Source organism: Lampropedia aestuarii (genome assembly GCF_004803635.1).
In the GTDB taxonomy this organism is placed as follows: Bacteria; Pseudomonadota; Gammaproteobacteria; order Burkholderiales; family Burkholderiaceae_C; genus Lampropedia; species Lampropedia aestuarii.
On sequence record NZ_SSWX01000004.1, the window covers coordinates 72,027 to 85,058 of the forward strand.

The window sequence follows — 13,032 nt, forward strand, 5'->3', positions numbered from 1 at the left end:
GACCTGTTTGCCTCTGGACGCAGCAGATTCTGGCTGCGTTCAGCGAGGCGCCCACAGATTCATACTCCCTCATCGAACCCATTGGGCGCCAGCACTGGCCACTTTTTCATCTCGCCTTGCGTTTTCGCATGGCAAGTTCGCATGGGCTCTCACACCCCCATGCAGTTAGTGGACTGGCTACACACACAGCAGCCTGGCTGTCTGCAGGGTTGGCCATGCCTTATATTTTTCTCACTCGTACCGGCAGGCCTTGTCTGACTACGGCACCCGAGACCCAATCAATCCAGACGTTGTCTTTTGCTGGCCGAGTCGGGTCGGCAAACCCCAGTTTATTGAGGTTGACGCCTTGACCGTGCTGTGGATTGGCAGGTGTGGGCTGGCCGTCGATGCGGTGTGACACTGTGCCCAGCTGGGTATGGCCATAACCGTGTTCAATCGCAATGGCGCCTGGTGCAATGCCTGCGCGCACCAAAGCCACACCGTTGAGTTTGCCTCCAGGCGTTGTGAGCTCAATCGGGTCGCCGTTGGCCACCCCGAGTTTGGCGGCATCTTCCTTGTTCACGCTGATAGGGTTGTGTGGGTGCACCTGCCGCAGTCTTGACGCCGCAATCGACATCGAGCTCATGAGGTTGGACTTGTAAGAAGTCATACTCATAGGCCAGTCCTGCTCGTTGAATACCTCACGCATCGCTTGGCCGTTTGCCAGCCGTGTTGGGTACCAAGTAGGGCAACCGCTGTAGCGTTCGCCGGTCATGGAGTGGCGCATGCCAGACAAGCCTTCGTGCCAGAAGGTGACCGGAAACTGGGCTTGCAATTTGAGGTGATCGCCTGCCCAGGCATCGTCTGTTTTGTCAAAACGCCCACCGCGGCTCATGACCATGGCAACGCGTCTGACTTCCTCGGGTTTCACCCGTTGTTGCACCGCTGGCATCCAACGTGTCAGGCCGGTGATCGCAATGTCGTCATCGCTGGCCTCAGGCACGGGCTTGCCGGCTTGGTAGGCGATATTGCACATGCCGCGCAGGTAAAAGTCCTCCGGACTTTCCAGATCGAGCAGCTCTCCGTCTTTAGTGCTCATGGCATTTTTACCAAATCCCGGCAGGTTCAGCTCTTTGGCCACGGCGAATATGAATGTCTCAAAACTCACGGTTTGACCGTCGGCCGTTTTGCTGGTCGCAGCATCCACTGCGGGCCAGCGCACCGTGCTGCTTTTGGCCACAACATCGGCCCAAGGCGCCCCAATGCCCCAGCTTTCATATGTCACCGTGTCCGGCACGATGTAGTCGGCCAGTGCCGAGGTTTCATTGATAAACGGGTCAACAGAAATAAACAGCGGCAGTTTTTTGGGGTCCTTGAGGGAGTCAGCCAGCGCATTTTCGAACCCACAGATGGAGTAAATCGGGTTACTCATGTGGTTGATCCAAGCCTTGACCGGATAGGGGTAGCCCGCCATGCCCGAAGCCAGCATCTCGCTGGAGAGACCACCGGCGGCTGGATACCAAGGGGCCTTGGCGGGGTAGGGATTCTCACCAGCGGTTTTTTTGCGTTGGAATTCGCTGGTTTTTTCATAAGGAAACCGTGTGCGCGATAGTGCTACACCAGTTGGTTTGACTGCTCCTTTGAACTGCGCAAAGTTGTAGCGAGGCCCAGGCCCAAATGGCCCGAACGGCCCTGCGTCCATGATCCAGCCGCCGCGGACATTCAAGTTGCCAATCAGGTTATTGAGCATGGCAATCGCGTAAGCGGTATAAAAGCCTGCGCCGCTCATGGTGCCGCCATGGGAATTGGCCACAGCCAGCTTGCCGTGGCTGGTGAATTCGCGCGCCAAATTCTCTATTTCTTGCACAGGTACGCCGCACAGCTCGGCATATTCCTGCAACGTTTTGCGATGTGCTTCATCGCGCAACTTGACAAAAGCCGAGCAAATAGCAACCGGCGCGGCGGCATCGCTTGCATCCGCGCCCTGAGGCAAGGAGAACTCACGCTCCACCAGCAATTGAGCAGGCTGGGCCAGCGTATGGGGCACGAGCGAGCCATCCAGGCTCTGTACGATGAACACGTCTTGTGCCGGCGTTTTGTCATCGACAGGCGCGGGCATCGGCAAGCCCAGATCAGCGCCACGCAGAAACTGGCCGTAACGCGGGTGATTCGGGTCATTAATGAGCAGGTGGCTTGCATTGCTCCATGAGGCCTCTCCTGCGGCCAGCATGGCCGCAGGGCCGGGCTGGGCAAGAAACTTGGCGTCGTAGCGCTGGTTGTCGATGATCCAGCGAATCAGCCCCATGGCCAGTGCCAAATCAGTGCCCGGCTGGATGGGCAGCCAACGGTTGTTGTTGCCTGAGGCATGGCTTGACGAGGTGGGCAACATCGGGGAGACGACCACATATTGGTAAGTATTCTCGTCGCGTGAACGTGCTTGGGCCAATTCACGCCCTACACGCTGAAACGGGTTGCCCGATTGCGCAGGTGACGTCCCAATAAAGAGACCGAAACGGGAATTTTTCCAGTCAGGTTTGCCATGTGGCATGCCGACAAGATCCCCCAAGGCAGCGCCTGTGCCTACGCGGTATGTTTGCCCACAGTACGAGCCGTGATTGGAGACATTGACCGTGCCGAAAGCTTGTTTTGCAAATCGGTTAATCAATGGGGTGCGGCCTTCGTTGGCGGCGTCGGTCACCAGCAGTTGGTTGGCTTTGGGCCCGTATTCCGGATTGTCTGGGTCGATCAGTGTCTCCACATCACGAATCGATCGCAAACCGTCAACATGGCCTTCGCCAAACAGATCACCACCGGCGCAAATTTCCTGCACCAATTGCTCCAGGGAGATGCTCTGCCACTGGCCAGAGCCCCTTGGGCCAACACGCTTGAGTGGTGTGAGCACGCGGTGTGCCGCCGTTTGATGCTCCAACATGGCAGAGCCACGCGCACAGCTGGTAGCGCGGCCTTCCAATCCGTTGTCACCGCCTAGCATCGCATACACCTCACGCACGGGTGTTTCCATGGCTGCAGGTTGTGTTGTTGCCAATGGGTGGTAGGGGTTGCCGGCAATACGGATGATTTGGTTGTGCTCGGTATCGATGCGCAAGCGCACACCACACTGGGTCCAGCAGCCCAGGCAGCTTGATGGGCTCACCACTTGACCTGGCTGAGTGGCTAGCGCACCGGTGACCGGATCAATGCGAAACTCGGGCGTGAGCGAATTGCCACGTGTGGCGCTTTTGGTGCTTGTGCCAGAGGTACCAGCGATCAGGCCTTTGGCACCTTTGACCACAGTCTCACCATAGCCAGCAGCAAAAGCAGCCAGTCCTCCCGCCACTGCGCCGCCACGCAAGAGCATGCGCCGGCGTGCGCCATCAGGGCGGTTGTTGTCAGGAGTGGGATGGTTTTTTTTATCAGTCATGGTCTGCTCTTTCAAGTCAGGTGCTATGCGAGATAGGCGTGTTGTTAGCCGTTTGGCAGCGACAGAAGTAACGGGCTTAGCTCAGCGCCGCAGCGCTGCCATGGTGTTGGCTGCGTGTGGGAAATGCCTCTAAGGCCCAACTGAGCATCGCCACCAAAGCAACACACAGACCAGCCATGCCCACCATGCCGAGTAAGCCGTCGCCCCCCAAAGGCATGTAATACAAATACAGCCCTGCGCCGTACTTAGGCACACCTTGTACCCCCATGAACAGGGCCCAGCGGAAAGCCCAGGCGCTGGCAGCCAGCCCGATGCCCAACACCAGCGAATAGCCCCACGCACCTAAACGATGGCGACCGCGCCACAAAGCACCGACAATGATGGCTCCAAACAGTGCAGAGCCCACCATGGTCGTGCGCCAGACTGGGAAGTTATGCCAAAGGCGCAAGGCGGCATCGTAGGAAGAATTGAAACCTGCGATCCCGGACAAAGCCCAAGCGAGCGCCACCAGCACTAAAGCGGCAGCCACCGTCAAGCCCACTCGGCGCAGGGCCTGTAAGGCTTGCAGGTCAGGACGCAGGCTGGCGGGCATAAAACGCTGGAGCACAAAGGCCACGCCTACCGTTGCCAGCCAGCCTGTCAGCATCAAATTGATAGGCACCCACAAGGTGCTCCATAAAGGGCGCGAACGCACCGTCATGATTTCTGCACCGGTATAAATGGAGATCGACAAGGCCGATAACACCAGCAGTGGGGAAAGCGCGCGCATCCAAGAGCTTTTGCCCAACCACCAACTGGCACACATGGCCACGGACAAGCCAACGAATACAGGCAATAGCAAGGCGCCAAGCGACATCCAGGACCAAGGCGTGAAATGGGCATAAAAATGCCAGAAACGTGCTGGTTGGTGCAAGTCGGCCAACAAGGACACGGGCGCCGCGATGGCACTGATGGCCAGCGTAAACACCAGGGCAGGCAGCAGGCTCTGGCGTGTACTGTGAGCGGGGCCCCAAGTGCAATAGGCCACTAGCAGTGCGGCGCCTGTGGCGACCCCAGCCAGAAAGAAATACTGGACAGCCCAGGGCAACCAGGCGACCTCGTAATAGGGTGTGAGAAGTTCGGTGATCTGCATCTTATTCTCCTTAATGCTCGGCAACCAGACGCACAGTGGCCTGGCCGTCCACCCCATTGACGAATTCATCAGGCAAGCCGATGTAGAACACATGCGGCTGGGTATTCATGCCTGGCTTGAGCACCTTGATATCTTTTTGCTGTGCATGGATGCGCTGATTGATCTCGCTATTGGGATCATTCAAATCACCGATGACGCGCGCACCACCCACACAACTCTCCACACAAGCGGGCAGCAAACCTGCTTCTAGGCGGTGTTCACAGAAGGTGCATTTGTCTGCCGTCTGTGTCTCATGGTTGATAAACCGCGCGTCATAAGGACAGGCTTGCACGCAATAGCCACAGCCAACGCAGCGCTCGTTGTCGACCAGCACAATGCCGTCCGTGCGCTGGAATGTCGCCTGCACGGGGCACACCGGCACACAAGGCGGCTCGTCACAATGGTTGCAAAGCCGTGGCAAGCTGACCATGGCCGGCGCACTACCATCCGATTGATCGACTTCGTATTGCAGCACGGTCGTGCGGAACTGGCCTATCGGGGGCTGGTTTTCTACCGAACAGCTGACGGTACAGGCTTGGCAACCAATGCATTTGCGCATATCCACCAGCATGCCAAAACGTTTGCCTTCCATGCCTTGGCGGCGCTTGGGTTGAAAATCAGCACTACCGGGCAAGGCGGCCTGCGCTGTACCGGCTAAGCCCACCGTGGTGCTGAGAGCAACGAGATCGAGCAGAAACCGGCGTTTGCTGTTGGCTGGAGGCTGCGAGGCGCAGTGGCGATTGTCTTGGGTCATTGCTACCATCCTTTGATTTGGCTACTAAATTTTACATTTCAGAAGTTACTGAAATATCTTTAATTGAGCGAATCAATCAAGCTTTGACAATAGCCAAAGGATGCAAGCGGGCTAGCTGCGGCGCGGGGATTTTGAATCAAACCGCCTGCCTTATGTGGTCCAACGCAGTCTGCGTCGAAATTTTGAACAGGCTGTTAATTGATCACAATTCAGGCGAGGCTGCCATGAACTGCTGCCATCGACTCATCTGATAGAAGTGCCTGGTTGCAATACGTGCATCGGCCGGATTTGCACTACCGCCCAAAAGGCCATAGGGCATGAGATCATTGAGCCAAGCGCTGCGCAATGGGCTAGCCCCCACCCTCAAGGCATAGTGCGCACAAGAAAAAAGGCCAGGGTCATCACAACCTTGGCCTTTGTCGTCAGCACATGCTGGATTGCAGCTTCCTACGGCCCACAGCCACAGGGTTGAACTCCAGCATGAAGGGCCTGCTCACAATCTCGAGGCAGCTGCGTGGAGATTGAGCACAGGCTCTAAGCAATAGATGTCCTTACTTGGCACCACCGGCTTTGCGCTCTTCCTCGATCAGGTACTCGACCACTTGCAAGGCATTGGCCAGGTTGCGCGCGCGTGGGCCGTCGGTGTAGTACTTGCCGGCTACACCCAGAGATGGCACGCCTTCAACACGGTACTCGTCTTGCAGCTGCGATGCACGGCGCACGGCACTGGCCACCGAGAACGAGTTGTAGTTTTTCTTGAACTCTTCCACATCAACACCTTGGGTGCCGATCCATGCAAAAACTGCATCATCCGAGGTAAGGCGCTTGCGCTCGTTATGAATGGCATTGAATACTGCTGGATGCACCTTGTCGAGCAGATCCATGGCTTCGAGCGTGTAGTACAGCTTTTGCTGCGGGATGAAGTTGCCGTTTTGCTGGAATGCCACTGGAACGCGGCGCACGATCACATCGTCGGGCTGCACTTGCTTCCATTTGTTGAACATGGGCTCAAAGGTGTTGCAGTGGGGGCAGGAATACCAGAAGAATTCCAGCACTTCGACCTTGCCCGCCGGCGTGCCCAGGTTCACGGGCTGCGCCATCTTGATGTATTGCTCGCCTTCTACCGGAACATTGCTCTGTGCCCAGCTAGGAGTAACAGCGATCGAGCCAGCAGCGCCCAATGCCACTGCGGAGAGAGAAAAATGACGACGATTGAGAGACACAGAACACTCCTGATTGTTTAGGATATACAGCGCAAAGGGCTGCACGATGTCAGCACCACGGGTTAACGAGCGATGTGAGCCGAACTGGGTGCAGAAGTTCACATCTTCACACAAGAAAATGCAGCCGCGATGGTCATGGCTGCTTGGCGCAAGTCAGGCAAGTTGTACTGGCTCGCCAGTGCATTTTCCCATTGTTTTCAAGCTCCCGCTGTCTCATTGAGACGAACACTCTGGCGCATCCTGCGCAACAGCCTGAAACGCAGGCCCCATGGCCAGCGCATGTGCCAATCTTATTGTTAAATGCTGCTGAGGCTTGGAAGTGCCCGCGAAGACGCCGATAATGCGTCTTTTACGCGCCGCGCCTATTCTGCCTGCTCACAAAGAGCCTATCGCACAGCCCAAGCAGATTCCAGGCGCAGGGCCACTCCCCACTTGCGACTGACGATGAACTCCACCACTTCTACACAACGCACAGCCAGCCCTTTGCTGCTGCAAGCCCTTCAAGAGCGCTTTGGTGCGCAAGTCTCTACCGCCTTGGCGGTGCGGGAACAACACGGCCGCGACGAAGGCTCGATCCAAGCGCCACCACCAGACGCCGTCGTCTTTGCCGAAAGCGCCAAAGACGTGGCCGACGCCGTGCGTCTGGCCAATGAGCACAACACCCCGGTGATTGCTTACGGCGCAGGTTCTTCGCTGGAAGGCCATTTGCTGGCGGTTCAAGGCGGCATCAGCATTGATGTGAGCCGCATGAACAAGATCATCGCGATTGATGCCGATGACTTGACAGTCACCGTAGAGCCTGGCATCACCCGCAAGCAACTCAACGAAGCGCTCAAGCACCAGGGTTTGTTCTTCCCAATCGATCCAGGCGCAGACGCCAGCGTCGGCGGCATGACAGCGACCCGCGCCTCGGGCACGAATGCCGTGCGCTACGGCACCCTGCGCGAAAACGTTTTGGCGCTAGAGGTGGTGCTGGCCAGTGGTGAAACCATTCACACCGGCACACGCGCCAAAAAATCGGCCGCTGGCTATGACCTGACACGCCTGTTTGTCGGCAGCGAAGGCACGCTGGGCATTTTTACCCAGATCACGCTCAAACTCTACCCGCTCCCAGAAGCAGTTTCCGCTGCCATCTGCTCATTCCCCAGCATTGAGCAAGCCGTGCGCACCGTGATCACGACGATCCAATTGGGCGTGCCGATTGCGCGCGTCGAATTGCTCGATGGCCCAACCGTGGGTTTGGTCAATCAATACAGCAAGCTGACGCTGCGTGAAGAGCCCATGCTGCTGATGGAATTCCACGGCTCGCCAGCCTCGGTCAAAGAGCAGGCCGAAACCGTGCAAGAGATTGCCGCTGAATACGAAGGCCAGGCGTTTGAATGGGCCCATACGCCCGAGGAACGCACGCGCCTGTGGACCGCGCGCCACAATGCCTATTTTGCCGGCGTGCAATCGCGCCCTGGCTGCCGCGTGATCACCACAGATACCTGCGTGCCTATCAGCCGTTTGGCGGACTGCTTGCTGGCCTCGGTCGCCGAAGCCCAAGCCTCTGGCATTACCTACTTCCTCGTGGGCCACGTCGGCGATGGCAACTTCCATTTCGGCTACCTGATCAACCCAGACGATGAAGACGAGCGCCAACGTGGCGAAGCGCTGAGCCTGGCACTGGTCTCGCGTGCGATTGAAATGGGCGGTACCTGCACCGGCGAGCATGGCATTGGCATCCACAAAATGGATTATCTGGTGCAGGAAACGGGCGATGGCGCAGTGGCTGTCATGCGCAGCATCAAGCAGGCGCTGGATCCTAAAAACATCCTCAATCCAGGCAAGATTTTTGCTCAGTAAGAGCGACTAACACGACCCAGAAAACCGAAGGTTTGCGGTTGCGACTAGGCGTAAAACCGCAGGCAGTACAGGTAGTACGACAAGGTTTTGCTAAGACGTATCAAGGGTTGTGTAGCCACACTCAACATGGCTTTGGCCGCCATAGCACCAAGTGCCGCGTCCAATAACACCATGCAATAAGGCCGCAGATGCGGCCTTATTGACGACTACTCATGGCAGTTGGAATCTATTCGCGCTTATTGAAGCGACTTGAGCCCTTCTTCCCGTTGACGCTGCAGCAAGGTGACGGCCGTCAAACGGCTGTCAATGATCGATGCATCGACATGATCGGCCTGGCTGCCTAGCTGGCGCACCATGTTCTGGCCCGCTTTGAGGCGGTCAATCGCAGCTGGATAATCGAGCCGCGCCACTTGCGCTTCAGCATCGGCACGGATGGCGCGCAGTGGCTGGTTCTGCGCCGTCCATAAACGGCTCAATTGCTGCCACGCTCCCGCATCGCTGGGATGGTCCGTGAGCCAGCCTTGCCATTGGCTGGTCAAGTCCTGACCTGCGCGCGCATCTGGCTGCATATCAACCGCATATTGGGTACGCAGAAAAAGCTCTGGCCGCAACCTGGCCTGGCGATCGACCAAGGCATCGGCCTCGCGCGCCCAACTGGCGTCTTTGGCTGACAGCGCCAACTCCAAATTCAGCAGCACGGCCAAACGGTGGGCCTGGCTATCGCCTTGGGTCGTCTGCAGCAAGGAGTCGACAAACCCACGCGCCTGCGCAAACTCGCGCAATTGGCCAGATGCAATCGCCGCACCATACAAACGCCCGGCTTGGTCCGCGGCTGAAAAATTATTGCGATTGGCTTGTGCCTCTAGGCCAGCTTGCACGGCTGAGCGCAAGAAATCGACCCGCCCCAAAGAGAAATGGCGCGAACGTGCCACCACCATCGCATGCTCCATGGTGCGTTGCACCTGCACATTGCGCCCCTCCTGTCCCAGCCTGGCCTGCATATCGGACATACGCTGCGTGGACAAGGGGTGGGTGCGCAAATACGGATACTGGCCCCGGTCATTGAGGCTGCTGGCCTGGTTGAGTTTATTGAACATCCCAACAAAACCATTGGGATCAAAACCCGCTGGAGCCATCAAACCCAGACCAATCCGGTCAGCCTCCTGCTCCATTGAGCGCGAGAAATCCAGGCTGTTTTGAATCGCCAGCGCCTGCCCGCCAGCAATCACGGCTTGCGCTGCATCCGGGCTTTGACTCACAGCAATGGCTCCCAAGATCATGCTGGCAATCACCAGCGGTGTCTGGCGCGCATTTTGCGCCACCATGCGCGAGATATGCCGCTGCGTCACGTGCGATATCTCGTGTGCCATGACCGAGGCCAACTCATCCTTGGAGTCGACCGCATTGATCAAACCCAAATGCAGACCAAAATAGCCGCCTGGCAGCGCAAACGCGTTGATGCTGCGGTCTTTGCCCAAAAACACGTGCCAGGCAAACTGCTGGTCCAGCGAGTCACCCAAGGCGCCGCGTTCGCGCGCTGCATCCATCAGTGAAAACCAAATGCTCTCGACATATTCTTGCAGAACCGGGTCATCAATATAGTCGGGATCGCGGTAGAGTTGGCTGGCGATCTGGTCACCAATGCGGCGCTCATCGCCAACGGTAAAGCCATCAATCTCGCCCAGCGATGGCAACTGCTGCGCAGGCCTAGTCTGCGCAGAAACGCCTGTGCTCCAGGCCAAGGCAGCGCTAAGGGCTGTCAATGTAAAAACCCGGACCCCCCAACGGGTGAACATATGCGCAGGGGTCAACAACAGCGATGGTTTCATAAATCACTCCGAGTTCTTTTCCTGTTCTTGGTTCATTGCCACTTGTGCATTCTTGGTAAAGCGCTGCAGCCCTCTCTTCTTTTATACTGCAACAGCATTGAACCAACCTATGATGACCCCATGGACATCACCACCCCTGCTTTGCTGTTTCCGGCCATCTCTTTGCTGCTGTTGGCCTATACCAACCGGTTTTTGGTCTTGGCCCAAGTGATTCGGCAATTGCACGCATCGCCGCAGCACGACACCCCGCTGGTGCACCGGCAAATCCCTGGTTTGCGCAGGCGCATCAGCCTGATTCAGTATATGCAAGGCTTTGGAGTCTTGAGTTTTTTACTGTGCGCGGTCGCCATGTTTGCGCTGTTTTTAGAGTCTCAGGCCATTGGCAAATGGCTGTTTGGCATCAGCATTTTGTCGCTGATGATCTCCCTGCTATTGTCATTGATTGAGGTCATTATCTCTACCAATGCACTGGCCGTGGTGGTAGAGGACATTGACTCCAGCCAACGCTCCTCCTAAGAGCCGCTAACAGAACCAAGCAAACAGAAACCCAGCAAACCGAAGGTTTGCGCTTGCGACTAGGCGCAAAACCGCAGGCAGTACGGGTAGTACGACAAGGTTTTGCTTTCGACGTATCAAGGGTTATGTTAGCCGCTCTAACGCCTCATCAAGCAAGAGAGGCCACCTGGCCTTGGTTCTCTGGCTGCACCGGTGTCAGTTGGCGCAAGCGCTGCACGGTCTCAAGTTCGGTCACACAAACTTGGACGTGGGCTTTGTCATCGAGCAAGCCGGCCTTGGCCAAGCGCCGCTCTAGCGGCAGCTTCATCCCACTCAGGTACAAGCAACCGTTGCGCTTCTTCGCCATCGCCCGCAGCAGGTAGAGCGTCTCCAAACCGGTGGCATCAATATTGTTGATGCCTGAAGCCACCAGACAAATGCTGTGCATGTGCGGAAAAGCATCCCAGCTGGCCACGACACGGCGCTCCAGCGCGCTGGCAGTGGCAAAGTCCAGGCCAGCATCGAGCCGCAATGCAAGCACTTGCTCGGACAAAGGCGGCAACTGCCACAGGAAACGATCACGCAGCCTGCCATCTTCAGGGTACTCGCCCACCTCAATGATGCGTGGGTGCAGGCGCTGGTGCATAAAGTAGGCCAAATTGGCCAGCAAGCCGGCCAGCACGCCCCAGTAAATACGCGGCGCAGACGCCAACGTCACCACCATGGTCAACAAGGCAATGCCGGCCTCGACCCGCGAAAACTCCCAAAATTTGAGAAAGGCACGCGGCTTGATCAAGCCCACGACCGACACCACGACCAGCGACGCCAGCAATGACAGGGGCACGTGTTTGAGCAGCGGCGTCAGCCACATAGCGGCCGCGAACACCAAACCAGCAGCAAACACATTGGCCCAGCCAGTGGCCGCGCCAGCGTAATGCATCACCGCCGATCGCGACAGTGACGCACTGGTGGAGAAACTGCCAGACAGGCCTGAGACAACCTTGCCCACGCCTTGCGCGACCAAATCCTGCGCGGGCCGCCATTGCGTGCCCGCCAGGCTGTGCTCGGTTTTGGCCGAGGTCGCCACTTCGACAAAGCTCATCAAGGCAATCACCAAGGCTGGCACCAGCAATTGCCCCAGCACGTGCAGGCCAGGCCAGGCGGGCAGTTGCAAGCCATGCAGCTGCACTTGCAATTCGCCAATCACCGCGCTTCCGCTGGCCGCGTAACCGGTCAGCGCACTGATGGCCGCAGCTAAGGCCAAAATCAGGGCAGCCCAGGGAATGGTGGCGCCAAAGCGGCGCGTGTAAATGAATGCCGCAATGCCAACCGCGCCAAACAGCAAGGCACGCAAATCCACTGACTGCAGCATCGCCCAGGCACTGGGCAATGAGTGGATCGACATCCAGGCATCCCAGGACAAGCCGGTCAACGCTGGCACCTGAGACGCCATGATCAAAATCGCCGCTGCCTGGGTAAAGCCGCTCAACACCGGCATCGTGACCACATTGAGCAACCAATCGAGTCGCGCTGCGCCCAGAATGATTTGAATCAGCCCAGCGAGCAAGGCCAACCAAATGGCCAGCGAGACCCACTGGGGCGAACCAACTACGGCCATCGGCGCCAGTGCCGCAGCAATCATCAGCGCACTCAGCGCGGTGGGGCCAACCCCCAGGCGCGGCGACGATGCCAGCAAGGTCACCACCAACAGCGGCAAGATCGCGGCATACAAGCCTGTCTCCAGTGGCATGCCAGCCAAGCCGGCGTACGCAATCGCTTGCGGCACCAGCATCAAGCCCACGGTCAGCCCGGCAAACACGTCCTGACGCAACTGTATAGGCGTGGGCCGCCACCACGCCAGAAATGGCAGCTGCTGGATCAATCTCATTAATGCAGACATTTAGCGAATTACAACAAGAACCATACAAAAAAATACAACAAGCGCGGCGACTGTGCCTGGCGCAGCAGCGCCAAACCATCAGCGCTTGCAAGCAAACGCAAGCGGCAAGCGGTCCATCCACTGTCAAGTATTGTTTCCCAAAAACGTGCTCAAACCAAGCTTGCGACCGCGATAAGACCACGGCTGTCGAACGCGTGCACTTGCGTTGAACCTGGCGTGGCGTGTTGCCAGGAAAGCGTAGCACCCACTCTTAAGAGCCTGTTCATCATCTCCGCGCAGTCGCATAAGGCACAACAAAAAGGCCGTGTAAAGCGCCTGTTGGCGCTCATCCGTCTGTATGAGCATAACGGGCAACGCCGCACTGCGCTTTTTTGTGCCTTGCAGCTTCTTTGGGTGTTTGAGGCGGAAGTGCCAG

General features: G+C 57.6%; 8 protein-coding genes. 2 read left to right on the top strand and 6 right to left on the bottom strand.

Going from position 1 to position 13,032, the window contains the following annotated elements; translation table 11 throughout:
• Positions 1-220: 220 nt before the first annotated feature.
• The 4 genes from E8K88_RS04245 to E8K88_RS04260 form a co-directional block, all read right to left on the bottom strand.
• Entirely contained in the window at positions 221-3,400 is a 3,180-nt protein-coding gene (locus E8K88_RS04245) for a tetrathionate reductase subunit A (RefSeq protein WP_136405411.1), read from the bottom strand.
• 76 nt (positions 3,401-3,476) lie between these two features.
• Positions 3,477-4,532 carry an NrfD/PsrC family molybdoenzyme membrane anchor subunit gene (gene nrfD, locus E8K88_RS04250; RefSeq protein WP_136405412.1) on the bottom strand — a complete coding sequence of 352 codons (1,056 nt, stop codon included), beginning with the start codon at positions 4,530-4,532 and terminating at the stop codon, positions 3,477-3,479.
• Positions 4,533-4,542: 10 nt separating this feature from the next.
• Positions 4,543-5,325 carry a sulfate reduction electron transfer complex DsrMKJOP subunit DsrO gene (dsrO, locus tag E8K88_RS04255; protein WP_136405413.1) on the bottom strand — a complete coding sequence of 261 codons (783 nt, stop codon included), beginning with the start codon at positions 5,323-5,325 and terminating at the stop codon, positions 4,543-4,545.
• Positions 5,326-5,876: 551 nt separating this feature from the next.
• A complete protein-coding gene (locus E8K88_RS04260; protein WP_136405414.1) occupies positions 5,877-6,548 on the bottom strand; it encodes a thiol:disulfide interchange protein DsbA/DsbL in 672 nt (223 codons plus the stop codon).
• A 444-nt stretch (positions 6,549-6,992) separates the two neighbouring features.
• Between E8K88_RS04260 and E8K88_RS04265 the strand changes: the two genes are divergently transcribed.
• Positions 6,993-8,393, top strand: coding sequence for an FAD-binding oxidoreductase (locus E8K88_RS04265; protein WP_136405415.1), 1,401 nt, complete (start codon positions 6,993-6,995; stop codon positions 8,391-8,393).
• 236 nt (positions 8,394-8,629) lie between these two features.
• On the opposite strand, the gene E8K88_RS04270 is transcribed toward E8K88_RS04265, so the two are convergent.
• Positions 8,630-10,222 carry a M48 family metalloprotease gene (locus tag E8K88_RS04270; protein ID WP_240754314.1) on the bottom strand — a complete coding sequence of 531 codons (1,593 nt, stop codon included), beginning with the start codon at positions 10,220-10,222 and terminating at the stop codon, positions 8,630-8,632.
• A gap of 120 nt (positions 10,223-10,342) precedes the next feature.
• Between E8K88_RS04270 and E8K88_RS04275 the strand changes: the two genes are divergently transcribed.
• On the top strand, positions 10,343-10,738 hold the full coding sequence (locus E8K88_RS04275) for a DUF2721 domain-containing protein (RefSeq protein WP_136405416.1): 396 nt from the start codon (positions 10,343-10,345) through the stop codon (positions 10,736-10,738).
• A 148-nt stretch (positions 10,739-10,886) separates the two neighbouring features.
• Here the strand turns inward: E8K88_RS04275 and E8K88_RS04280 are convergent, their stop codons facing one another.
• Positions 10,887-12,605: a SulP family inorganic anion transporter gene (locus tag E8K88_RS04280; protein ID WP_240754315.1), complete on the bottom strand. Its 1,719-nt coding sequence runs from the start codon at positions 12,603-12,605 to the stop codon at positions 10,887-10,889.
• Positions 12,606-13,032: the final 427 nt, after the last annotated feature.

What these genes read in the sequence shown, in the direction of transcription:
- E8K88_RS04265 (WP_136405415.1), top strand. Translation starts at nt 6,993, where the DNA reads ATGAACTCCACCACTTCTACACAACGCACAGCCAGCCCTTTGCTGCTG.
- E8K88_RS04245 (WP_136405411.1), bottom strand. Translation starts at nt 3,400, where the DNA reads ATGACTGATAAAAAAAACCATCCCACTCCTGACAACAACCGCCCTGAT.
- E8K88_RS04275 (WP_136405416.1), top strand. Translation starts at nt 10,343, where the DNA reads ATGGACATCACCACCCCTGCTTTGCTGTTTCCGGCCATCTCTTTGCTG.
- E8K88_RS04270 (WP_240754314.1), bottom strand. Translation starts at nt 10,222, where the DNA reads ATGAAACCATCGCTGTTGTTGACCCCTGCGCATATGTTCACCCGTTGG.
- E8K88_RS04280 (WP_240754315.1), bottom strand. Translation starts at nt 12,605, where the DNA reads ATGAGATTGATCCAGCAGCTGCCATTTCTGGCGTGGTGGCGGCCCACG.
- dsrO (WP_136405413.1), bottom strand. Translation starts at nt 5,325, where the DNA reads ATGACCCAAGACAATCGCCACTGCGCCTCGCAGCCTCCAGCCAACAGC.
- nrfD (WP_136405412.1), bottom strand. Translation starts at nt 4,532, where the DNA reads ATGCAGATCACCGAACTTCTCACACCCTATTACGAGGTCGCCTGGTTG.